Genomic DNA, 22,185 nt, shown 5'->3' on the forward strand with positions numbered 1-22,185 from the left:
CTCCCTTCTATCAGAGTATTACCCGAATGAAGGAAGAAACTACCCACTTCTCGTACATTTATATCCTTTATGTAAGACGCATCAGCCTATATAAAGGTTTCATCCGCTTTTCAATAAAAAGAATGTTCTTTCATACAAACGCTTTCAAAGGATGTATAATCAGAGAAAGTAGAAGGAGGGAACGACATGATTCGATTTGCTGTCATCGGAACGAACTGGATTACAGATCGATTCTTACAGGCCGGTGAAGGAGTAGCTGATTTTACATGTACAGCCGTCTATTCACGGTCCGCTGAAAAAGGCCAGGCATTTGCCGAAAAATACGGTATTGATACAGTTTTTACGAACTTACATCAAATGGCGGAAAGTGATGCGTTTGATGCCGTGTATATTGCGAGTCCAAATGCCCTTCATAAAGAGCAGGCCATGTTGATGATGGAGCACCAAAAGCACGTTTTATGTGAAAAGCCATTCGCCTCTCACCGAAAAGAAGTAGAAGAAATGATTGCTGCAGCGAAGAAACATCAAGTGTGTTTGATGGAAGCGATGAAAACGACATTTCTGCCCAACTTCCTTCAAATCAAACAGCACCTTGATCAGCTTGGACCCATTCGGCAAGTGGTCGCTCATTACTGTAAATATTCCTCAAGATACGATGCCTACCGAAATGGCGAGATTCCAAATGCGTTTAAGCCTGAATTATCCAATGGTTCTTTAATGGATATCGGTGTGTATCTCGTCTATCCGGCGCTCTATTTATTTGGTCTGCCGAATCAAATCACCGCAAGAGGCTATAAGCTTTCTTCTGGTGTAGATGGGAGCGGCTCTGTCCTTTTACAGTATGCCGGGCATCAAGCACTCCTTTTTCATTCTAAAATTTCAACGTCTCATTTATCTGCGGAAATTCAAGGAGAGGATGCGACGATGGTGATTGATCAATTCCACCGTCCTTCGCATATCACGATCCATGATCGGCAAGGACACCATACCGACATCTCTCTCAAAGATGATCAGCCAGCCATGTATTATGAAATCTGTCATTTTATTGAGTGTATTCAGCAAGGAATGAGGCAGTCTCCGGTCAATACATTTGCCTTATCTGTTCAAACCATGTCCGTCATGGACGAGGCGAGAAAACAAATGGGCGTGAGGTTTCCTGCCGATAGATAAAATGAATGGGGCATGAAATGATGAACAAAGGGCGAACATGATGTGCAAATTCGCCCTTTTTTTATTTTGGATCAATAGTTTATGTTGCCGCTAATACATCCGCAAATGCTTTCACATAGGGAGGAAGATCCGGTGGACGTCTGCTCGAGACGAGATGACCATCTGTGACGACTGCTTCATCAAACCAGTCTGCTCCAGCATTTGTCATATCATCTTTAATACCAGGTGTACTTGTTACTTTTTTGCCTTGCAGGATGCCCGCTGAAATGAGCACCCAGCCAGCATGGCAAATTTGCCCGATTGGTTTCGCCTTTTCATCAAATGAACGAACAATGTTTAACACTTCTGGATAACGGCGCAGTTTATCTGGTGCCCATCCTCCAGGGACAAGCACAGCATCATATTCTTCCGCTTGAATGGAATAAAAATCCGCATCAGATACAGCCGGCACACCATACTTCCCAGTGTACTCATGATTTGCTTTTTCTCCTACAAGATGCACAGTTGCCCCTTCTTCTCGTAAACGCAGAACCGGATACCATAGCTCTAAATCTTCAAAATCATCACTGACAAACGCAATGACCTTCTTATTTGATAAACGCATAACATCTCTCCTATTCTTTCGATTTCCTCTATTGTACGAGATGACCGCTTAAAAAGAAAAGCGGTTCCCCTTGAGGAGAACCACTTGATCTTATTCGCTGATCTTGAATTTTTTAATTAAATCACGTAATTCTTCCGCCATTTGGGAAAGAGTCGTAGAGGAAGAACTAATCTCTTCCATAGAAGCAAGCTGCTCTTCAGCAGATGCAGCGATATCTTGGATGCTTGCTGAACTCTCTCGTGATACATCTGCAATTTCATACACTGCTTTAGAAATTTGCTCAGATCCTTTTGAAAGCTCGCGTACTGTTGTATTCATTTCATTCATTCTTGTAGCGATTTCCGCTGTTTGCTGATTAATTTGTGAGAAGCTTTCTTTCGTTTGATCTGTAATGGAAAGACCATTCTTCACTTCTTCATTCACTGATTTAAACATATTTTGAGATGTTTCGATTTCAGATACAATTTCTTTCACAAGCTTTTCAATCTCTTTTGCTGAATCCGATGATTGAACCGCAAGTTTACGTACTTCCTCTGCGACAACAGAGAAGCCTCTGCCTGACTCACCTGCACGTGCTGCTTCAATAGCTGCATTGAGTGCAAGTAAATTCGTTTGATCCGCAATGCCGTTAATCACGCCTAGGATGTTTGTGATGTCTTTTGATTTATGCTCTAGCCCGTTGATCACCCCTTCAGCTTCTTTCACTGAATGGTCGATCGTCTTCATTTGGCCAACGGTTTGCTCCACAAGCTGCCCGCCTGATTCCGCGACTGTTCTTGATTGAATAGATGATGCTGCGATGACATCAGATGTTTCTGCGACCTCGTTCAGACCTTCATTCATTTGTTTTAAATGAGCCGCACTTTGCTCCACCATTTCGCTTTGATTTTCGTTGCCGTTTGAGAATGTTTCAATAGATGATGTAATATGTTCGGTTGCTTTTGTTGTTTGACCTGCGCTTGCTGTCAGTTCTTCAGATGAAGAAGCCACGTTTTCTACAGATGTTTGTACAGCTTGGATGACATCTCTTAATGATTCACTCATTTCATTAAAGCTTGTGCCTAGCTGTCCAATTTCATCTTTTGACCGGACATCAATTTTTTCTGTTAAATCTCCCTCACTGATTTTCTTTGAAGAAGAGACAAGTATAGATAGTGGTTTTGTAATGGAACGGATGATCAAGAAGATCAGAATCCCGCCAATGATGAGCGCGCCAGCTAAAATGATAGCGGCCATGTTAAAGACTGGCTTTGCAGCTTCTTCTACTTCTGTCACAAACATCGTACCGACAATTTTCCAGCCAGTCGCTTTGTTTGTGGTGAATTCCATTTGCTTTTCTTTTCCTTCAAACATATAACTCATAGAACCTTCATCTTGTGAATAAAGCTTTTCTAGCCATTCACCAGATAATTTTGTTCCCGCTTTTTTCGTAGGATGGGCAACAAAGGTACGATCCGGACTTCCGATAAAGGCATAGCCTTGTTTCCCAATGTTTATGCTATTTGATTCTTTTACTAGATTCGCAATGTCTAGGTTCATTGCAATGACTCCTGATCCGTCTTCTAACTTTTTAGAGATGGTGACCACAAGCGTACCTGTGGAAGCTGTTGGATACGGTGCTGAAACAGACAGCTCTCCGTTTTTCTCCCAGCCGTCTTTATACCAATCCCGCTCCGTTGCGACATAGTCAGCAGGCATTTTTTTATTAGGATATCTTGAAAACACTTTGCCATCACTTGAAGCGACAAAAATGCCTTCTGTGTCATCATTCATACTCATGAACTGCTCAAACCGTCCTTGAATATCTGTCGTGCCTTTTTGCTTAAGCTTTTTCTCCGTGATCCATTTGCTAAAGAAATCGGCTGCGTCTGTTTTCACTTTCACAACCTTCGTAATATTTTTATCTAGCTGCTCGACGTTCTCCTTTGCACTTTGCATGATTTGATCATTCAAAGAAGTACTCGCCGTATGATATGAAGAGAATGCCAACACAATGATTGGGCATAAGAGAATAAATAAGAAAGAGAATACGAGCTTTTTTGAAATAGATGGCTTCCTGAAATACTGTATGAATTTCATAAAAAAGAAAACTCCTTTTCGTAAGATAGTATATATATCGGAAGTACTACTATGTTCTTTACTTTTTTAACTTATTAAAGTCTAAATAAGACCAAAATACCCAAATTATATGTATTGAATGGAAAAAACACCTGACGCCAAAACGTCAGGTGCTTCCCTATATTCTTATATTTTAAATTGTTTAATGAGCTCTCTTAGCTCTTCTGCCATCTGAGATAACGTAGCAGAGGAGGAACTGATCTCTTCCATAGATGCCAGCTGTTCTTCTGCGGATGCTGCGATATCTTGGAAGCCTGCGGAGCTTTCTCGTGAAAGCTCTTTAATTTGATTCACCGCATGTGAAATATCATTTGAGCCATGCGAGAGTTCTTTAGCCGTTCCGTTCATTTGTTTCATTTGTTCTGTCATTTCTGATGTTTTATCGGTAATTTTCTCAAAGCTGATTTTCGTTTCATCTGTAATGTCTAATCCAGATTGTACTTCACCTGCTACTTGTTTAAACATGTTCTGTGATTTTTTAATTTCCTCTACAATCTCGTTCGTCAAGCTTTCAATTTCCTTTGAAGAGCTTCCGGATTGCTCTGCCAGCTTACGAACTTCTTCTGCAACAACAGAGAAACCTCTGCCTGCTTCTCCTGCCCGAGCGGCTTCTATCGCAGCATTTAAAGCTAGGAGATTGGTCTGGTCGGCAATGCCGTTAATGACACCCAGAATGTTCGTAATATCTTTTGATTTCTGCTCTAAGCCTTGAATCACAAGCTCTGCTTCTTTCACTGCCTGCTCGATGGTTTGCATTTGCCCTGCTGTTTTTTGAACAAGTTCTCCACCGGCCTGAGCCGTTTTGCTCGAATCAATCGACGATTCCATCATATGAGAGGTCGTATCGACCATATGGGATAAGCTGCGATCCATTTCGTTCAACTGGACTGAGCTTTTTTCGATCATATCATTTTGATGTTCATTGCTGTTTGAGAACTGTTCAATAGATGATGTGATATGCTCAGTCGCTTGAGCGGTCTGTCCCGCACTTGCTGTTAATTCTTCAGAAGAGGCGGCCACATTTTCAATGGAATTCTGGACAGCTTGAATGACTTGTTTCAGCTTTGCTGACATCTCGTTAAAGCTCTGGGCAAGCTTACCGATTTCATCGTGCGTACGAACTTCAATGTGCTGGGTCAGATCACCCTGACTGATTTTCTCAGCCGATTCAGAGAGCGCTATCAGTGGCTTTCGGATCGATTTAATAATAAAATAAATCGCGATTCCGCCTATGGCAATCGCAACTGCCAGTATGATCATTGTTAAGTCGAGCACTGGCTGTGCAGCTTCTTTGACTTCGTCCACATACATGGTTCCAGCAAGCTTCCAGCCTGTTGCTTCATTTGTGTCAAAGAACATTTGCTTCGGCTGTCCTTTGTATTCATATTTGAAACTGCCTTGTTTTTTAGCATACAATTTCGTGATGAAATCACCTGTCAATTTCGCCCCAGGCTTGTCTGTTTTATGGGCAATATAATGCTGATCTGAAGTCGCGACAAACGCATAGCCTTCTTTGCCTATTTTGATGCTGTTTGTATCTTTCACGATCGTGTTCAAGCGCACATTGATTCCAATCACACCAGAACCATCTGCTAGCTGTTCTGATATTCTGATGAGCAGGTCATCTGATGACTTGTCGGCAAAAGGATCTGAAATGATGAGTTTCTCATCTCTCATCGATTGTTGAAACCACGGTTCGTTTTTTGCACTCGCTTCACTACCTTTATGAATCTCGGAATATTCGGTTAGTTTACCATTTTGATCTGCAATGAATACTTCCACAACATCTTCGTCTGTTTCCGATAATTGCTTTAATTTCACCTTGAGTAAATCCTTATTTTTAGAAGTCAATTCACTCTTTTTCACCGATTTCGATAAATAAGAAACGATATCAATTTTAGGCTGTACATCTTTATTAATGAGTTCGTTTAATTGCTGAACACCATTTGCAGCACTAGACATAATCTCATTATTGAGAGACTTTGATGCCACTTCATAAGAAAATGCTGCCAATACGAGAATTGGCACTAGGAGAATCGCTAAGAATGCAGTAATTAATTTCTTGGACATTGTAAAATGCTTAAAAAAGTTGATTTTTTTCATGACTCTACTCCTTTTGAATTATTATTTGTGGTATTTCCCTTCTATTCTTAGGTAATATGAATTATTTTTCAAGGGGTAATGTTCGAAATCTAATTAAAATGAGTAAATTTACCTATTTCTTTTGATTTATTCAATTAAAAAAGAGCCCTTTAGCTGAAGGGCTCTTTTCATTTTGTCTATTCGACTTTAAATTTGCTGATCAAATCACGCAATTCTTCTGCCATTGATGAAAGCGTAGCAGAGGAGGAGCTGATTTCTTCCATAGATGCGAGCTGTTCTTCCGCTGAAGCCGCAATGTCTTGAATGTTTGCGGAGCTTTCACGTGAGACGTCTGCAATCTCACGGACAGCCTCTGACACATGTGCAGAGCCATTTGAAAGCTGGACAACTGTTTGATTCATGGTTTGAAGCTGGTCAGAAATTTCTTTTGTCATTTCGAAAATATTGTGGAAGCTGACTCTTGTTTGTTCAGTGAAGCTTAGGCCTGATTGAACTTCTCGATTCACTGCAGTGAATACTTCCTGTGATACATCGATGTCTTGAACGATTTCTTTAATCAAATTCTCGATTTCTTTCGCCGAATTGGCTGATTGAACAGCCAGTTTTCTTACTTCTTCTGCTACAACGGAGAAGCCTCTGCCAGATTCCCCAGCTCTTGCTGCCTCAATTGCTGCATTTAGCGCAAGTAGATTCGTTTGGTCGGCGATACCATTGATGACACCTAGAATTTGTGTAATGTCTTTTGATTTACTTTCAAGAGCGCTGATGACATTCTCTGCTTTTTTCACGGACTGATCAATGACATTCATTTGAGAAGCGGTTTTTTCGACAAGCTGTCCGCCTTCCCCTGCGATATCTGTTGATTTGATCGATGAAGCAGTAATGGATTCAGCCGACTCATTCATGTGCTGAAGGCCACGGTTCATTTCATCTAACTCTTCTGAGCTGGATTCGACTTTGTCATTTTGACTTTCATTTCCATTGGAAAATTGTTCAATGGCTAGTGTAATATGCTCTGTTGCTTTACTTGTTTGCCCTGCGCTGGCGGTCAGTTCTTCTGATGAAGAAGCGACATTTTCGACTGAGGTTTGGACGGCACCAATGAGGGTTCTTAATGAGTCAATCATTGTATTAAAGCCTTTCCCAACTTGGCCAATTTCGTCATCTGATTGGATCTGAAGCTTATCGCGCAAATCACCTTCGCTGACTTTTTTCGAGAAGCGGGCAAGGTTGGATAATCTTTTAGATATAGAGCGGACGATAAAGAAGATGAGGGTACCTGCTACGATAAGTGTCACACTGAACACAATAAGGGCTGTATTGAAAACGGGCTTTGCTGCATCTTCTACTTCTGATACGAGCATCGTTCCACCGATTTTCCAGCCAGTTAATTCGTTGGTCACATACGCAACCTTTTTATCTATTCCTTTGAGTGTGTAGCTGCCGTTTCCTTCTTTGTTTTGATAAATAATATTTGCTAGATTCTCATTGACCTGACTTCCTGGCTTTTGGGTCGGATCTGCTAAAACTGTTTTATCTTTCTCCATGATGAAGGCATAGCCTTTTTGCCCAATTTTGATTTCTTTTAACTTTTGAATCAGGGTGTCAATTTCCATATCAAGTCCAATAACACCTGACCCATCTTTCATTTTTTGAGTAATCGTGATGACCATTTTGCCTGTGGAGGCTGCTACGTATGGTTTTGTGATGACTTGTTTACCGTTCTCTGCATTGAGCGCTTCTTGATACCATGGACGCTCTCTTGGATCGTAGCCATCAGGCATCTTTTGAACTGGATATTGCATAAACAATCCCTTTTCGGAGCCTGCATAGATAGCAGAAACATCTTTTTCATTAATTTTTCCAAATTGCTGCAATTCTTTGATGGTCGCATTTCTATTTTTTTCTTGAAGATTAGACGCTTTGAGTGAGTCTGTAAACAGAGCCACAGCGTCTGCTTTGTTTCCTATATTCTCATTGATTAAAGTATCAAATGCATTGACTTGACTCATCGCACTGCCCATAATCTGTTTGTCTAGCTCTGTCTTTGATGTAAAAAACGCACTAATTGTCAGTGCAGTGGTTGGCAGGATAAGGACTACCAAAAAGGCAATAATTAATTTTTTTGAAATGGATGGTTTTTTTAACCATTGAATCATTTTCCCCATTTTCTCTTTCCCCCTTTACTTCTCTAAAGTTATTATCGGATGAAAGGTTTATTTTTACAGGCTGAAAACGATGTTTAAAATATAAAAAAAATACCCAGACAATTCTGGGTATTTTTTCATCATTATTTAATCAATTTTAAATTGACTTGTGAGCTCTTTTAGTTCCTCTGCCATGTTAGAAAGTGTCACTGAAGAAGATGATATTTCTTCCATAGAGGCCAGTTGCTCTTCAGCAGAAGCCGCAATGTCCTGAATGTTTGCAGCACTTTCTCTAGAGACTTGACGCATCTCCTGCATAGCTTGTGAAACTAGCTTCGAACCGCTCGATAGATCAATGGCTGTATCGTTTAATTGCGTCAGTTTTTTCGACATTCCTTCTGCCGCCTCATAAATGTTCTGGAAGCTTTCTTTTGCTTCTTCTGTCATACCAAGTCCTGCATGTACTTCTCGATTGACCGTTTTGAACATATCTTGAGATTTAGCAATTTCTAACACAATTTCTTGAATGAGCTTTTCTATTTCTTTCGCTGAGTCTGCCGATTGGACAGCCAATTTTCTCACTTCTTCTGCCACGACAGAGAAGCCGCGTCCTGATTCGCCTGCTCTTGCTGCTTCGATGGCTGCATTTAACGCAAGAAGATTCGTTTGATCTGCAATGCCGTTAATGACATTTAAAATGCTCGTAATATCTTTAGACTTATATTCTAATTGCTTCATGACTTGTTCTGCTTCTTGTACAGATGTATCAATATGTTTCATTTGGCTCGCTGTACTTTCAACTAGTCGGCCGCCTTGACCAGCTGCCTCTGTCGATTGAAGTGAGACAGTAGCCACTTCTGATGACGTTTGTGACATGCCTTGTAATCCTTCATTCATTGCCACAAGCTGATTCGTACTAGATTCGACTTTCTCGTTTTGTGCTTCATTTCCATTTGAAAATTGTTCAATCGACATTGTGATATGCTCAGTTGCTTGACTTGTTTGGCTGGCACTTGCCGTCAGCTCCTCGGAAGCGGAAGCCACATTGTCGACAGATTGCTGTACCGCTCGAATGACGTCACGAAGGGATTCACTCATTTTGCTAAAGCTTCTTGTGAGATCTCCAATTTCATCCTTCGATTTGGTTTCAAGGGTTTCGGTTAAATCACCATCACTCACCTTTTCTGAGAAATCAACAAGCTTTCGAAGTCCAATTGTGATGGAGCGAACGATAAAGAAGATCGCAATACCGCCAAGGATAAAGGAAGAAATTAAAAGAATAATGGCAGAATTCCAAACTGGCTGTGCTGCTTCTTCTGTTTCTGATACAAACATCGTTCCAGCAATTTTCCAACCTGTTAAATCATTTGTCACAAAAACGAGACGCTTTTGTTCTCCTTTATTCTCATAAGTTGATGTTCCTTCTTTTCCGCTGTAAAGGATAGATGAAATATTTTCAGTAACCTTAGATCCTGATTTTTCTTCTAGATGGGCCACAATTTGCTTGTTTTTATTCGCAATAATTGGGTATCCTTCTCGTCCAATTTTAATCTCTTTTATTTTATCGACAATGTCTTGTACATCAATGTCGATTCCGATCACTCCCGCCCCGTCCTTCAGGCGCTGGGCAATCGTGACAACCATGCCGTTTGTTGTGGCAGAAATGTATGGATTGGTGACAACTGGATTACCACTATCATCCTGCATAGCTAGTTGATACCAATCGCGCGTTGTTGGATCATAGCCTTTTGGCATATCTACTTTAGGAAACTGAATGAAGTCACGCTTTTTACTTGCTGCATAAAACCCAACCACATCATCTTCATTGATTTTGCTGTATATCTCAAAATGCTCATACAGCTTGTCCTGGTTGTTCTTTTTAAAGTCTGCAGCAGTAGCTGTTTCAGTAAAGAGTTTTACTGCGTTTTCCTTATTCATCAGCTTTTGCTGGATCATGTCATTCAGTTCATTGACTCTTGCTTTTGCTCCGTACATGATTTCATGATCTAATTCTTCTTTGGCAATCTGATATGAAATCGTACTGAGTGTAATAATTGGCAAGACAAGGACGAGAGTGAATGAAATAATCAGTCTCTTAGAAATCGATGGTTTTTTCAACCATTTTATTGCATTTTTCATGTTTTTCCTCCTTTTAAACGATATGTTATATATCGGACAGCTTCATATTATTTTCATGTTTTTCAAATAAAAAGGATGCTTTTTTGTTTATTTACACAAATTGATTCCTTGCCCAAGCACCCTGCATACGCTAATACAAAAGGGGGCGCTTTTCATATGATTATCCTTTCAGGACAGCCAGTGACAAATGAGCAGCTGGCTTCATTTCAGCTAGAGGGACAAAAGCGGATCATTTTGATGCAGTTACAAGCCTCAAATGATACGTTCCGCTATAGGCAAGCATCTGATTTGTTATTTGAGGTTACATTGAGATCGAACATTATGAATGCTGCAAGAGATTTGCATAAAAGTGGTGCCTCATTTGCCATCTTTCAAAAGTCTCGTGCAAATGACGCCTTTTGGCGCGTATCTGAAGCAGGAGCACTAGAGCTGCGCTATCAAGTCGAACCATCTAGAGGCATTAAAGACATTTTTGAAAATGGCTCACAATATGCATTTGAATGTGCCACCGCCATTGTCATCGTGTTTTATATGGGAGTCTTGCAAACGGTAGGGGACGAGAAGTTTAACCGAAGGCTTCGCAGTCTAACTCTGTATGACTGGCATTATGATACATTGTCGATTTATACAGAGCGCGGGAATGACTTTATCTATGGGGATTGCTTATATTTCGAGAATCCAGAATTTAGCTATCAGCAGTCACAGTGGCGTGGGGAAAATGTGATTTACTTAGGAGAAGATCAATATTACGGACATGGACTTGGGATTTTAACAGCGGCAGAAATTATCGACAAATTGAATAAGAGAAGGCGGCCAGGTGCTGTTCAATCTGCTTATCTATTGCCGCAGACCACCCGGATGGATGTGATTTATCTCAGGCAAATGTTCGGCAGCTAAAAAAAGCCTCTTGTCTAGTGGTTATGACAAGGGGCTTTTGTATGCCTTGCGCTTTCGATAATCTTGCAGCGTGCCAAGCATCGTGTTCGCAAGGAGCTCCATTTTTTCTAAGTCTTTTCTTGTGACCGGCGGATCGTGCCGGCTCCATTTTACATAACGAACAAAATAGTAATGACGAATGGGCGTAAGGACGGCAGGAGAGTGCGGAAATTCATCAAACCAAAATTCAATTTGTCCTTTTTTTCGGTATGAATGTTTTAAGATGTCCACCCTTTCACACCCCCCAACATGATTTTATATGTGCGTCAGTTCATGCATGATCTCCTCAACGGTTAAAATCGAGTGAATACGGCCAACGCCCTGTCCTGCCCAAAGAGCCATTTGATCAGGGTTTCCCGCCGCCGCAGCTGCTTTTCGCATCGGTGTCGTCCATACATGCTGAACCGGATAAGGAAGAACCCTATCTTCATTCTGTCTTTCTTCCTCCATCCACTGATTCACAATACCTCTTGCTCTTTTTCCAGAAAAAAGCTTCGTGATCTTTGTTTCACTGCTTGCTGCCTGTAAAATCGCCTTTTTGTATATGTCTGCCGCAGCACTTTCCTGACTGGCTAAAAATCGTGTGCCGATTTGCACCGCATCCGCTCCAAGTGCTAGAGCGGCTTCCACACCTGCTCGATCTGTAATCCCGCCTGCGGCGATCAATGGCACATGACAGAGCGGCTTGACGTCAGAGATCAGGCTAAAGAGTCCCATCAGGGCATCTCCTTTTGCAGGTAAAAAGGTACCTCGGTGACCCCCTGCTTCACTTCCTTGCAGAACAATGGCATCCATCCCTTTTTCCTCTAAAAGCAGTGCTTCCTCTTTTGTTGTGGCGGTTCCAATTAAAAAGATCCCCTTTTGTTTTAAGCGATGTATCGTTTGTTCGTTTGGACAAGCGAAGGTAAAGGAAACGACCGGTACGTCCTCATCCAAAAGAATGTTGATTTTCTGTTCAAAATCATTCCACAATTCCTCTTCGCTCGGCAGTCTATCGGCTACTGGTCGTGCTGGCAGTCTCTTCTCCCAAAATGCCACATCCTCTTTTTTGACTTCAGGAATTGGCTCTGGTACAAATACATTGACCTGAAACAGGCGAGTTGTCAGTTGTTTGACCTGTCTGATCTGCTGCCTCAAATGGTCAGGCTGCACATATCCACTTGCCAAACTGCCAAGCCCTCCGCATTGTGAAACAGCGGCTGCCAGCTGAGGTGTCACGGCACCTCCTGCCATTGGCGCTTGAATAATCCCATATTTGATTTGCAGTAATTTCGTCATATCTCCCATTTATATCCACCCATCTCTTACTCGTTTGATGATACCTGTATATAAAAATGGCGATGTCTCGGCCCGTCAAACTCACAGAAATAAATTCCCTGCCATGTGCCAAGGACAGGATCACCATGATTAATGAGAATATGCTGCGTAGCACCCATAAAGCTCGCTTTCATATGTGCGGCTGTATTTCCTTCCATATGGCGGTCCTTCGGATGTTCCCACGGAAAGACTTCGTCAAGCCGGCGGAGCATATCTCGTTTCACATCTGGGTCCGCATTTTCATTAATGGTCATCCCTGCTGTCGTATGAGGACAGTAGACGATGACGGTTCCGTTTTGAATACCTGTTTCCTTGATATATTGATGGACCTCGTTCGTCACGTCGATCATCTCATCGCGTCTATTTGTTTGTACATTGATTTTTTTCATATGAGCGGCTCCTTTTTGTCATTTCTATCAAACCATACCCTTTTTATATGAAGTCAATCACTGTTTATCGGTAGAAGGCATTATCTCACCTAAAGTTTACCAAGTAAAAAAACCTCGTCAAGTGTTACGAGGTTTTTAGGAAAAGTGGACCTTTTTGATGTCAATGGTCCGAATATGATGGTCTTCTGCATCTATGATGGTAAATTCACAGCCTTCTGCTTCAATCGTATCTCCAATCTCAATATCAAATTTATGTGTCATCATCCAGCCAGCAATTGTATCAACATCATCATTCTCAATGGCTAAATCCAATAAATCATTTACTTCATCAATCAAGGCTTTCCCATCCATTACATAGTGGAAGTCACCTTTTTTGACGATATGAGGTGTTTCATCCTGATCATATTCATCTCGAATTTCGCCCACGATTTCCTCTAATATGTCCTCTACTGTAACAAGCCCGGCTGTTCCTCCATATTCGTCTACGAGCACTGACATATGAATTCGTTCCTTTTGCATCAAAATGAGCAATTCTTGAACAGGCGTACTTTCAATCACTCGTATCACAGGACGCATTAAGTCTTCAATCGTCACATCTTGATTCAGGAAACTCGCCTTAAACACATCTTTGCTATTGATGACACCAATCACATGATCTTTGTCTTCTTTAATGACGGGGTAGCGTGTGTATCTTTCGTTCAGCATATAATGCGTCACGTCTTCAAGCGTCTGTTCAATCTCTATAGCTGAAATTTCTGTACGAGGAATCATGATCTCTCTCGCCACTCGGTTATCAAATTCAAAAATTTTATTCACATATTTGTACTCAGACTGGTTAATCTCACCCTTTTCATAGCTTTCAGATAAAATGAGACGCAATTCTTCCTCACTGATCGCCACTTCATGTTCTTTGACAGAATGAAAACCGAATAATTTCACAATGCCTCGCGCAGATCCATTTAATGCTTTAATAAACGGGTACATGACTCTATAGAAAAAGATGAGTGGCTTTGCTGTCACAAGGCTGACCGCCTCTGCCTTTTGAATGGCAATCGTTTTAGGCGCCAGTTCTCCCACAACGACATGTAAAAACGTAATGATCACAAATGCGATGATAAACGATAGGATGTCGGTTAATGCGGAATGAAGCCCCAACTCCTCAAACAGTGGATGCAGAAAATGCTCCACCGTCGGCTCGCCCAGCCACCCTAAGCCTAAAGCGGTAATGGTAATACCGAGTTGACAGGCGGATAAATATTCATCGAGATTTGATATGAGCTTTTGTACGTGAATGGCTCTCTTATCACCGCTTTCAATCAGCTGATTGATTTTAGAGCCTCTAATTTTCACAATCGCAAATTCAGTGACAACAAAAAACGCTGTCGCAGCAATGAGTAATATGACTAAAAATACGTTTAAAATATACAAAAAAACCCTTACCTAACAACGGTAAGGGCTCACCTCCTCTGGCATCAATTAATCATTACGGCCATTTAGGAAGATCATTACAAAACGGAGCAATTCAAACAAGGAGACAAGGGCTGCTGCGACGTACGTAAGAGCGGCAGCATTTAACACCTTGTTCACGCCTCTTTCTTCACTGCTTCTAATGATTCCTTCTGAAACAATGATATCTTTCGCACGAGAACTTGCATTAAACTCGACAGGCAATGTCACAAGCTGAAAGAACACAGCCGCTGAGAACAAAATGATCCCAAGCCCGATTAAGTTAAGGCTGCCAAGTAAGATTCCACCAAGGAAAAGAAGCGGGGCAACGCCAGATGCAAAGTTCACGACAGGAAAAATCTTATGTCTCAAGACAAGCGCACCATAGGATTCCTGATGCTGCAAGGCATGTCCAACCTCGTGTGATGCGACTGAAATGGCCGAAATGGAATGGCCGTAGTACACAGGTTCAGATAAGCGAACCACACGCTGCGTCGGGTCGTAATGATCAGTCAAAGTTCCTCTTACCGGTTCAACAGGCACGTCGTATAACCCGTTGCGATCTAAAATATGTCGAGCGGTTTCCGCACCTGTTTTCATACTGGATGCTTCAACCTTTGAATACTTTTCAAAATTATTCTTTACTTTAAATTGTGCCCAAAATGATAATCCCAATGCGGCAAAAGTTAAAAAATAAAAAAACAGCATGCTCATCAGCTTCCTTTTTATTTTATATATTTATTTACAATTTTAATGACTTTTATGTAACGTGTACAGAAAAAAGCACTAGGTCTTTTTAAGGGGGATCACCACGCCAATGAAAAAGAAGAACACACCTAAGCATGCTGTATAAAAGGTCACCGTTCCGTATAGGTTTTGAAAAAAGTGCAGCCATGAAAAATCATTCATAAAATGATTCACCGCATTTAAGTCAAACACAAGTAAGATCATAGCTGATGATAAAAAGTGAGCGCCGATAAAAAGAAGTACGGTCTTTTGAACGAACGACATTCGCATTCCCTCCTTCTTCTCTCTTATTTTAAGATATGGGATCTACATGACGAAGATGAAAAAATGTTTCCTTAATCGGGCATACTGACATTAGCAGTCTCCTGAAAGGAAGAGTCCAATGAAATCAAACCGTATCTTTATTGCTTGGCTAAGGTGGCCTCTCTATCTTCGAATTGCCATCATCATCTGTTTCTTGCTTCTTTTTTTTGGACAATTAATCGTCTTGCTTGAACCGAAGCAGTATCATACGATCTTTGATGGGATCTGGTGGGCTCTCATTACAGTCGCGACGGTCGGCTACGGTGATTTTGTGCCGCAAACCATTCCCGGACAAATCGCAGGTATGGCGCTGATTCTGATCGGGGCAAGCTTTGTCACGGCTTATTTTGCCACACTCGCTGCCGCTGTGTTCAGCAAGCAGCACCATTATGTAGAAGGGAAGGTCGCCTTTAAAGGAAAAGGACATCTCATTATCGTTGGCTGGAATGAGAAAACGAACAAATTGCTTCAATCGTTTCAAACGATTGATCCAGCTATGCCGATTGTTCTAATTGATGATTCCTTGAAGGAAGGGCCGCTTCTAGAGAATGTTCATTTTATTAAAGGGCATGGCACCGAAGATGGCACACTTCGCAAAGCCAATATTTCAGGTGCAGATGCACTGATGATTACCGCAGATCAGCACGAGAATGAAGTGACAGCTGATATGCAGAGTGTTTTAACATTACTTGCAGCAAAAGGATTAAACCCTTCACTCTACTGTTTAATTGAAATTTTAACAGATCGTTACGTGAAAAATGCCGAGCGGGCTGGCGCCAATCAAGTCATTCATACCTCTGATGCAGTCAATCATTTAATGGTCGAGCATTTTCTTTTAAAGGAACAATTCAAAGCGTTACAGAAAAAACGACATATGACCTTGCATAAACAGATCACCATCATACCGGTTCCAGCTTCGTTAGCCGGAGAAACATTCTTAACAGCGCTCCATCATTTTTTAGAGCATCATGTGATCATTGTCGGTGTACAAAAAAAAGAAGGACCCATGATGAATCCTCCCTTTGATTATGAGCTTCATCCAGAGGATGAACTAATCAGCCTTTAAAGCAGTGCGTCTTCTAATTCCTTGACGAGCGAAAAGCCAATCTCAGTATAAGCTTTTGATACATCTCCATCTTTCTCTTTTGGTTCTTGGAATTGATTAAAGGATGCTCCCACATTTCCAACCATCGCATGATCATCTAACTTATCTTGATAGACATGCTTTAAGAGAAATGGATCTCCCAGTTTCACCACAACGCCTGGCTGATCCAGCTGGCCCTTTTCGGCTGTAAAAGGAACTCTGAGAAAGGTATAGCCATCACGATTATCAATTTTATAATCAAAGTATCCGTGATCGTAATCCCAGTTACCATTAATGACATAGCCGAGCGGCTTCATCGTCTCTTCTAAATGGTAAAGTGAAAAGCTTTCACCAGTCAGCCTGGATGGTACATGAATCATACGAAACCCTCCTTTTTGTCTAATAGGTTTCGTTAAAGAGAGGAATTCATACATCTATCTCTCGTGATTTGTACATTGTTTGAAAAAGTGGCATCAAATAAGCTTTGATTGGATGATTGATTCGTCTCGTTCGCACTGCCGGACCCTGATGTTTCCTTCGTAGCACTCATAGGACAAATGCGTCCGACATTGCCAAAGTTGACGATTGCCTGGCCTGAAATATCGTGAATGTAAATATGATTCGTTCTCATGTTTCACCCTCCTCTACTCATTATTCTATGTACAGAGCGTAAGGAGGCTTGCACAGGAACCGTGCGAAAATAAAAAAGGCACACCCTTCAAAGGTGTGCTCAGCGTGTAGACAAACCCTTGCATTCGTTGTCAGGTCTGCGCGCTTGGTGCTCACGAATGTTAAATTCGCTCCGCGCCAGTGCTCGCCCTTCCTAGACTTCAAAGGTTTTCTATCACGCTGAAAGGTGTGCTTTTCATTCTTACGATTGATTCAGGCGGCTTTCAAGCTCGGCTTTTTTCTCTTCGAAGCCTGGTTTTCCTAATAAAGCAAACATATTCACTTTATAAGCTTCTACGCCAGGCTGGTCAAATGGATTGACGCCTAGTAGATATCCAGACATCGCGCATGCTTTCTCAAAGAAGTAAACGAGGTATCCGAATGTATAAGCATCCATCTCAGGAATTGTGACGATCAAATTCGGTACTTTTCCATCTGTATGAGCAAGCATCGTTCCTTCAAATGCTTTTTTATTAACGAAATCAACCGTTTTTCCTGCTAGATAGTTCAAGCCATCAAGGTCTTGTTCTTCTGCTTCGATGACAAGCTCATGACGAGGCTTGTCTACATTAACGATTGTTTCAAACAAGTCTCTTCTTCCTTCTTGAACATATTGACCAAGTGAATGAAGATCTGTTGAGAAGTTCGCAGATGAAGGGTAGATTCCTTTTTCATCTTTCCCTTCACTTTCACCGAATAATTGTTTCCACCATTCTGCAAAGTATTGCAATCCTGGCTCATAGTTAATCAGCATTTCAATCGTTTTGCCTTTATTGTAAAGGACATTACGGACGACAGCATATTGGTATGCCGCATTCTCAGAAAGCTCAGATGAAGCGAAGTCTTCGCTTGCTTTTGCCGCACCTTGCATCATCTGATCAATGTCTGCACCGCTCACAGCGATTGGCAATAGACCCACTGCTGTTAAGACTGAATAACGTCCACCTACATCATCAGGGATGATAAATGATTCGTAGCCTTCTTCTGTTGCTAATGTTTTCAATGCACCGCGTGCCTTGTCCGTTGTTGCATAAATACGTTTTTTCGCTTCTTCAGCACCGTATTTTTCAATGAGGAGCTTTTTAAAGATGCGGAACGCAATCGCTGGCTCTGTTGTTGTACCAGATTTTGAAATGACGTTAATAGAGAAATCTGCATCTTCCAATAGATCCATTACATCAGTTAGATAAGAAGAACTGATGTTGTTTCCAATAAAGATGATTTGCGGCGTCTTGCGTTTGCCTTTTGGCAGCGTGTTATAGAAAGAGTGGTTCAAAAATTCAATCGCCGCACGTGCGCCGAGATATGAACCGCCGATTCCGACAACAAGTAAGACATCAGAGTCTGACTTAATTTTATCTGCACTTTTTTTAATGCGGGCAAATTCTTCGCGATCATATTGCTTCGGCAAGTCAACCCAGCCTAAATAATCACTGCCTGTACCCGTTTGTTCATGAATATTATGATGGGCCACCTTCACAAAATCTTTTAAATATGTAAGCTCATGCTCTTGAAAGAAAGGTAACGCTTTTGAGTAGTCAAATTGAATATGTGTCATCGCTTGTAAGCCCTCCATTACGTTAGTTCTATCCCTTTCACTTTAGCGGAACTAGCTATTGAAATCAAGTGATCGTCACTCCCATAGCAAAAAGCCGTTTCTCATAGAGAGAAACGGCACGAAGGATTATAAAGAAGCTTTCAAAATAGAAAGAATGTCATCACGATCAAGTTTCATAAAGTTACCAAAACCACCGTATTCCATTTCTTTCGCCGCAATGTCGGCAATTTTGTCCAGCTGATCTTCACCAATGTCATAATCTGCTAGACGGCTTGGTGCACCGAGGCTTGTCCAGAAGGCTGACAGCTTGTCGATTCCTTCTAATGCGATATCACGATCAGATTTTCCCTCTGTCTCGATGTCAAACATGTTTAGCATGAGATTTTTAAAGCGATCCACATTGTGATCGAGTGTATGACGCATCCAATTTGGGAAGAGGATCGCAAGTCCGCCTGCATGCGGAATGTCATAGACAGCCGATACTGCATGCTCAATCGTATGGGACGCCCAGTCGCCAAAGTAACCCATTTGCAGCGTTCCATTTAAAGCGATCGTTCCTGCGTAAAGGATCGTTTCACGGTGCTCATAGTTTTGTAAGTCTTCAAGCAGTTTTGGTGCTGTCTCAATGACTGTTTGAAGAACAGCAAAACACATTCGATCCTGTAAAGGCGTGTTTTTCACATTATGGAAGTATTGCTCGAAGACGTGGCTCATCATATCGACCATGCCGTACACCGTCTGGTTTTCTGGCACTGAATAAGTATGCTCAGGGTCTAAAATTGAAAAAGCAGGATGAGTGACTGAACTGCCCCACACATATTTTTCATTTGTTTCCCAGTTTGTAATGACAGAGTCTGGATTCATTTCTGAACCAGTTGCCGCAAGTGTGAGCACTGTGCCAAACGGCAATGCTTTTTGAGCGGTTGTTTTCTTTGAGATAATGTCCCACACATCTCCGTCATATTCCGCTCCGGCTGCAATCGCTTTTGTACAGTCGATCACACTGCCGCCGCCAACAGCTAATAGGAAATCAATTTTTTCATTTTGGCAGATGTCGATTCCTTTTTTCACTGTGGTGAGGCGCGGGTTTGGTTCAACACCTGACAGCTCAAATACGTCAGCTTCTGCTTCATTTAACGCGCTGATCACATTATCATAAAGACCATTTTTCTTAATGCTGCCTCCACCATATACAAGTAACACTCGTTTTCCATAACGAGCGAGTTCGCTTTTTAGTCCGTCTAGTTGTCCTTTTCCAAACATTAATTTCGTTGGATTATAATAAATAAAATTTTCCATCTGTTGATACATCTCCTTACAGCGTATATATCCAAAAACATGAAAGACTACTTTAACATATGTACACGTCGAACTCAAAAAAAGATAACTGCTCGAAAGCAATTATCTTTTCATTGTTTGATTATAAAGAAGCATTCAAAATAGCTAGAACATCTTCTTTGTTTAGCTTTTTAAATTGACCAAATTCACCGCGTGCCATTGCACGATCTGCGATTAAATCAATTTTCTCATCGTTGATATCATAGTCCGCTAAACGGTTCGGTGCGCCAAGACTTGTCCAGAAAGCTGACAATTTGTCGATTCCTTCTAAGCCTACTTCTTCGTCTGTTTTGCCCGCAGGGTCCACATCGAATACGCGTACCGCTAATTGTTTAAAGCGGCCTGGGTTTTCCTGAATGACATGCTTCATCCAGTTCGGGAACAAGATCGCAAGTCCGCCTGCATGAGGGATATCATAGATAGCAGATACCGCATGCTCGATGTTGTGAGATGCCCAGTCACCGCGTGCTCCCATTGACAGCATACCATTGAGCGCAATGGTACCAGTGAATAAGATCGTTTCACGCAGCTCATAGTTCTCAAGATCGTTGATCAGCTTCGGAGCTGTTTCAATGACCGTACGAAGAAGCCCTTCACACATACGGTCTTGGTAAGGTGTATTTTCCGTGTGATGGAAATATTGTTCGAACACGTGAGACATCATATCAACCATGCCATAAATCGTATGGTTTTTTGGCACAGTGAACGTGTTCACTGGATCAAGAATAGAGAATTTAGGGAAAACTGCTGGACTTCCCCAGCCATATTTCTCATTTGTTTCCCAGTTTGTGATCACTGATCCAGAGTTCATTTCAGAGCCTGTTGCAGCAAGGGTTAACACCGTACCGAACGGAATTGCTTCCATTGGGACATGCTTACGCGTCACGATATCCCAAGCATCTCCATCGTACTTGGCTCCGGCTGCGATCGCTTTCGTTGCATCAATAACACTGCCGCCGCCAACTGCCAAAATAAAGTCAACGTTGTTCTCTTTGCAAAGCTCAACCCCTTTTCTTACCGTTGTTAAGCGCGGGTTTGGCTCAACACCAGCAAGTTCAGTGATTGCAGCTCCTGATTCTTTTAGGATGCTGACAACTTGGTCATAAAGGCCGTTTCGTTTATTACTGCCTCCACCATATACAAGTAATACGTTTTTTCCGTAGTGTTTGAGTTCATCTGAAAGGGCTGAAACTTCTCCCTTTCCAAATATTAATTTCGTTGGGTTCCAATAAGTAAATCGATCCATTTGATCTCCTCCTCGCGCTACATTATGCGCCTCAATCATTCCAAAAGTAAAGTAATTTGCTTTAATCCATTTTCTTACGCATAGTTTGGCTAAAAATCTGCAAAATATAAATGTATTGATGCTGTAGCGAAAGGAGGAATCACGATGAGTGCTATTCAGCGTATTGCCCTCGTGCTCACGATTATCGGTGCTATTAACTGGGGACTAATCGGCTTTTTTCAATTTGACTTAGTAGCAGCGATCTTTGGCGGACAAGGCTCTGCATTATCACGTATTATTTATGGTCTTGTTGGAATTGCAGGTCTTGTTAACCTTGGTCTATTGTTCAAGCCAAGCGAAGAAGCTGTTCGCCGTGACGAGCCGAATCCAGAGGTTCGCTAAACAAAAAGACATAAAAAAGGCCGCCTATACGAGGCAGCCAAAGGCACCGTTTGAAGCGGTGCTTTTTTTATTTCTTGATCAAATCTTTACGGTTAGATTGCTCAATCCACTCTTCAAGTTTATCTTTAAGTGTATTGAAACCTTGTGGAGTAGCAGCTTCTTCTTTCACTTGCTGTGGTCTTTGTTTCTTTGGTTTGCTTTCTTTTCTTTCAGGTGCTTCTTGTGTAGCACGGATAGAAAGGCTGATTTTACCAGCTTTTTCATCAACAGAAAGAACTTTCACTTGAACTTCGTCACCAATTGAAAGATGCTCGTTGATGTCTTTTACGAAACCATGTGTTACTTCAGAAATATGCACAAGTCCTTGAGTTTCTTCATCTAATGCAACAAACGCACCATACGCTTGTAATCCTGTTACTTTACCAGTGTAAACACTGCCTACTTCAAACTTTGTCGCCATGATAACAACTCCTAAATAAATGTTTTAATA

General features: G+C 41.6%; 21 protein-coding genes and 4 pseudogenes. 4 read left to right on the top strand and 21 right to left on the bottom strand.

The annotated features are described in order from the left end of the window. Positions 1-186 precede the first annotated feature (186 nt). Entirely contained in the window at positions 187-1,170 is a 984-nt protein-coding gene (locus QRN39_RS11155; protein WP_284907280.1) for a Gfo/Idh/MocA family protein, read from the top strand. A gap of 79 nt (positions 1,171-1,249) precedes the next feature. Here QRN39_RS11155 and QRN39_RS11160 read toward each other — a convergent pair whose 3' ends face one another. The 9 genes and pseudogenes from QRN39_RS11160 to QRN39_RS18515 all read right to left on the bottom strand — a co-directional run. Beyond that, positions 1,250-1,774, bottom strand: a complete 525-nt coding sequence (locus tag QRN39_RS11160) for a type 1 glutamine amidotransferase domain-containing protein (protein ID WP_284907281.1) — start codon at positions 1,772-1,774, stop codon at positions 1,250-1,252. 90 nt (positions 1,775-1,864) lie between these two features. Then, positions 1,865-2,818, bottom strand: coding sequence for a methyl-accepting chemotaxis protein (locus QRN39_RS18480; protein WP_417894902.1), 954 nt, complete (start codon positions 2,816-2,818; stop codon positions 1,865-1,867). Continuing rightward, a pseudogene (locus tag QRN39_RS18485) lies at positions 2,810-3,853 on the bottom strand (HAMP domain-containing protein); the annotation flags it as partial. The gene QRN39_RS18480 and the pseudogene QRN39_RS18485, both read right to left, overlap by 9 nt. A 165-nt stretch (positions 3,854-4,018) precedes the next feature. After that, positions 4,019-4,966: a methyl-accepting chemotaxis protein gene (locus QRN39_RS18490; protein ID WP_371475566.1), complete on the bottom strand. Its 948-nt coding sequence runs from the start codon at positions 4,964-4,966 to the stop codon at positions 4,019-4,021. After that, positions 4,958-5,995, bottom strand: a pseudogene (locus QRN39_RS18495) (HAMP domain-containing protein); the annotation flags it as partial. The pseudogene QRN39_RS18495 and the gene QRN39_RS18490, both read right to left, overlap by 9 nt. Before the next feature lie 176 nt (positions 5,996-6,171). Continuing rightward, positions 6,172-7,122, bottom strand: a complete 951-nt coding sequence (locus tag QRN39_RS18500) for a methyl-accepting chemotaxis protein (protein ID WP_371475563.1) — start codon at positions 7,120-7,122, stop codon at positions 6,172-6,174. Beyond that, positions 7,117-8,163, bottom strand: a pseudogene (locus QRN39_RS18505) (cache domain-containing protein); the annotation flags it as partial. The pseudogene QRN39_RS18505 and the gene QRN39_RS18500, both read right to left, overlap by 6 nt. A gap of 126 nt (positions 8,164-8,289) precedes the next feature. Continuing rightward, the gene (locus QRN39_RS18510) at positions 8,290-9,240 is read right to left on the bottom strand and encodes a methyl-accepting chemotaxis protein (RefSeq protein WP_423384361.1); all 951 of its coding nucleotides are present in this window, start codon (positions 9,238-9,240) and stop codon (positions 8,290-8,292) included. After that, a pseudogene (locus tag QRN39_RS18515) lies at positions 9,232-10,281 on the bottom strand (cache domain-containing protein); the annotation flags it as partial. The gene QRN39_RS18510 and the pseudogene QRN39_RS18515, both read right to left, overlap by 9 nt. 156 nt (positions 10,282-10,437) lie before the next feature. Between QRN39_RS18515 and QRN39_RS11185 the strand changes: the two are divergent. Then, positions 10,438-11,178, top strand: a complete 741-nt coding sequence (locus QRN39_RS11185; protein ID WP_060597195.1) for a protein-glutamine gamma-glutamyltransferase — start codon at positions 10,438-10,440, stop codon at positions 11,176-11,178. Positions 11,179-11,199: 21 nt separating this feature from the next. Here QRN39_RS11185 and QRN39_RS11190 read toward each other — a convergent pair whose 3' ends face one another. The 6 genes from QRN39_RS11190 to QRN39_RS11215 all read right to left on the bottom strand — a co-directional run bounded on the left by QRN39_RS11190 (position 11,200) and on the right by QRN39_RS11215 (position 15,380). Further along, positions 11,200-11,448 carry a hypothetical protein gene (locus QRN39_RS11190; RefSeq protein WP_050944026.1) on the bottom strand — a complete coding sequence of 83 codons (249 nt, stop codon included), beginning with the start codon at positions 11,446-11,448 and terminating at the stop codon, positions 11,200-11,202. A gap of 24 nt (positions 11,449-11,472) precedes the next feature. Then, a complete protein-coding gene (locus QRN39_RS11195; RefSeq protein WP_284907285.1) occupies positions 11,473-12,504 on the bottom strand; it encodes a nitronate monooxygenase in 1,032 nt (343 codons plus the stop codon). Between the two features lie 17 nt (positions 12,505-12,521). Next, entirely contained in the window at positions 12,522-12,923 is a 402-nt protein-coding gene (locus QRN39_RS11200; RefSeq protein ID WP_212045479.1) for a secondary thiamine-phosphate synthase enzyme YjbQ, read from the bottom strand. Between the two features lie 135 nt (positions 12,924-13,058). After that, positions 13,059-14,351: a hemolysin family protein gene (locus QRN39_RS11205; RefSeq protein ID WP_284907286.1), complete on the bottom strand. Its 1,293-nt coding sequence runs from the start codon at positions 14,349-14,351 to the stop codon at positions 13,059-13,061. 48 nt (positions 14,352-14,399) lie between these two features. Beyond that, positions 14,400-15,074, bottom strand: a complete 675-nt coding sequence (locus QRN39_RS11210) for a zinc metallopeptidase (RefSeq protein ID WP_041816317.1) — start codon at positions 15,072-15,074, stop codon at positions 14,400-14,402. A gap of 81 nt (positions 15,075-15,155) precedes the next feature. Further along, on the bottom strand, positions 15,156-15,380 hold the full coding sequence (locus QRN39_RS11215; RefSeq protein ID WP_003213467.1) for a YuzI family membrane protein: 225 nt from the start codon (positions 15,378-15,380) through the stop codon (positions 15,156-15,158). Between the two features lie 118 nt (positions 15,381-15,498). Between QRN39_RS11215 and QRN39_RS11220 the strand changes: the two genes are divergently transcribed. Then, positions 15,499-16,485: a potassium channel family protein gene (locus QRN39_RS11220; protein WP_212045481.1), complete on the top strand. Its 987-nt coding sequence runs from the start codon at positions 15,499-15,501 to the stop codon at positions 16,483-16,485. Here QRN39_RS11220 and QRN39_RS11225 read toward each other — a convergent pair. From QRN39_RS11225 to QRN39_RS11245, 5 genes are all read right to left on the bottom strand, one after another. Next, the gene (locus QRN39_RS11225; RefSeq protein ID WP_003212880.1) at positions 16,482-16,883 is read right to left on the bottom strand and encodes a YugN-like family protein; all 402 of its coding nucleotides are present in this window, start codon (positions 16,881-16,883) and stop codon (positions 16,482-16,484) included. The genes QRN39_RS11220 and QRN39_RS11225 overlap by 4 nt on opposite strands. 32 nt (positions 16,884-16,915) lie before the next feature. Beyond that, complete coding sequence (locus tag QRN39_RS11230; protein ID WP_003213169.1) at positions 16,916-17,134, bottom strand: spore germination protein; 219 nt, start codon at positions 17,132-17,134, stop codon at positions 16,916-16,918. A gap of 240 nt (positions 17,135-17,374) precedes the next feature. Next, positions 17,375-18,730, bottom strand: a complete 1,356-nt coding sequence (locus QRN39_RS11235) for a glucose-6-phosphate isomerase (protein ID WP_284907287.1) — start codon at positions 18,728-18,730, stop codon at positions 17,375-17,377. A 126-nt stretch (positions 18,731-18,856) separates the two neighbouring features. Further along, a complete protein-coding gene (locus tag QRN39_RS11240; protein ID WP_050944031.1) occupies positions 18,857-20,029 on the bottom strand; it encodes an iron-containing alcohol dehydrogenase in 1,173 nt (390 codons plus the stop codon). 121 nt (positions 20,030-20,150) lie between these two features. Continuing rightward, positions 20,151-21,314 carry an iron-containing alcohol dehydrogenase gene (locus QRN39_RS11245; protein WP_284907288.1) on the bottom strand — a complete coding sequence of 388 codons (1,164 nt, stop codon included), beginning with the start codon at positions 21,312-21,314 and terminating at the stop codon, positions 20,151-20,153. A gap of 144 nt (positions 21,315-21,458) precedes the next feature. On the opposite strand from QRN39_RS11245, the gene QRN39_RS11250 reads away from it, so the two are divergent. After that, on the top strand, positions 21,459-21,695 hold the full coding sequence (locus tag QRN39_RS11250; RefSeq protein WP_003212952.1) for a DUF378 domain-containing protein: 237 nt from the start codon (positions 21,459-21,461) through the stop codon (positions 21,693-21,695). 67 nt (positions 21,696-21,762) lie between these two features. Here the strand turns inward: QRN39_RS11250 and yugI are convergent, their stop codons facing one another. Then, entirely contained in the window at positions 21,763-22,155 is a 393-nt protein-coding gene (yugI, locus tag QRN39_RS11255; RefSeq protein ID WP_003213420.1) for a S1 domain-containing post-transcriptional regulator GSP13, read from the bottom strand. Positions 22,156-22,185 lie beyond the last annotated feature (30 nt).

This window comes from Bacillus sp. lyk4-R2A-2, assembly GCF_030209735.1.
Taxonomy (GTDB): Bacteria; Bacillota; Bacilli; order Bacillales; family Bacillaceae; genus Bacillus; species Bacillus pumilus.

Excerpts from the sequence above, each read along its gene's own strand:
- QRN39_RS11155 (WP_284907280.1), top strand. The coding sequence starts at position 187 with ATGATTCGATTTGCTGTCATCGGAACGAACTGGATTACAGATCGATTC.
- QRN39_RS11160 (WP_284907281.1), bottom strand. The coding sequence starts at position 1,774 with ATGCGTTTATCAAATAAGAAGGTCATTGCGTTTGTCAGTGATGATTTT.
- QRN39_RS18480 (WP_417894902.1), bottom strand. The coding sequence starts at position 2,818 with ATGAGTGAATCATTAAGAGATGTCATCCAAGCTGTACAAACATCTGTA.
- QRN39_RS18490 (WP_371475566.1), bottom strand. The coding sequence starts at position 4,966 with ATGTCAGCAAAGCTGAAACAAGTCATTCAAGCTGTCCAGAATTCCATT.
- QRN39_RS18500 (WP_371475563.1), bottom strand. The coding sequence starts at position 7,122 with ATGATTGACTCATTAAGAACCCTCATTGGTGCCGTCCAAACCTCAGTC.
- QRN39_RS18510 (WP_423384361.1), bottom strand. The coding sequence starts at position 9,240 with ATGAGTGAATCCCTTCGTGACGTCATTCGAGCGGTACAGCAATCTGTC.
- QRN39_RS11185 (WP_060597195.1), top strand. The coding sequence starts at position 10,438 with ATGATTATCCTTTCAGGACAGCCAGTGACAAATGAGCAGCTGGCTTCA.
- QRN39_RS11195 (WP_284907285.1), bottom strand. The coding sequence starts at position 12,504 with ATGGGAGATATGACGAAATTACTGCAAATCAAATATGGGATTATTCAA.
- QRN39_RS11200 (WP_212045479.1), bottom strand. The coding sequence starts at position 12,923 with ATGAAAAAAATCAATGTACAAACAAATAGACGCGATGAGATGATCGAC.
- QRN39_RS11215 (WP_003213467.1), bottom strand. The coding sequence starts at position 15,380 with ATGTCGTTCGTTCAAAAGACCGTACTTCTTTTTATCGGCGCTCACTTT.
- QRN39_RS11220 (WP_212045481.1), top strand. The coding sequence starts at position 15,499 with ATGAAATCAAACCGTATCTTTATTGCTTGGCTAAGGTGGCCTCTCTAT.
- QRN39_RS11225 (WP_003212880.1), bottom strand. The coding sequence starts at position 16,883 with ATGATTCATGTACCATCCAGGCTGACTGGTGAAAGCTTTTCACTTTAC.
- QRN39_RS11230 (WP_003213169.1), bottom strand. The coding sequence starts at position 17,134 with ATGAGAACGAATCATATTTACATTCACGATATTTCAGGCCAGGCAATC.
- QRN39_RS11235 (WP_284907287.1), bottom strand. The coding sequence starts at position 18,730 with ATGACACATATTCAATTTGACTACTCAAAAGCGTTACCTTTCTTTCAA.
- QRN39_RS11240 (WP_050944031.1), bottom strand. The coding sequence starts at position 20,029 with ATGGAAAATTTTATTTATTATAATCCAACGAAATTAATGTTTGGAAAA.
- QRN39_RS11245 (WP_284907288.1), bottom strand. The coding sequence starts at position 21,314 with ATGGATCGATTTACTTATTGGAACCCAACGAAATTAATATTTGGAAAG.
- QRN39_RS11250 (WP_003212952.1), top strand. The coding sequence starts at position 21,459 with ATGAGTGCTATTCAGCGTATTGCCCTCGTGCTCACGATTATCGGTGCT.
- yugI (WP_003213420.1), bottom strand. The coding sequence starts at position 22,155 with ATGGCGACAAAGTTTGAAGTAGGCAGTGTTTACACTGGTAAAGTAACA.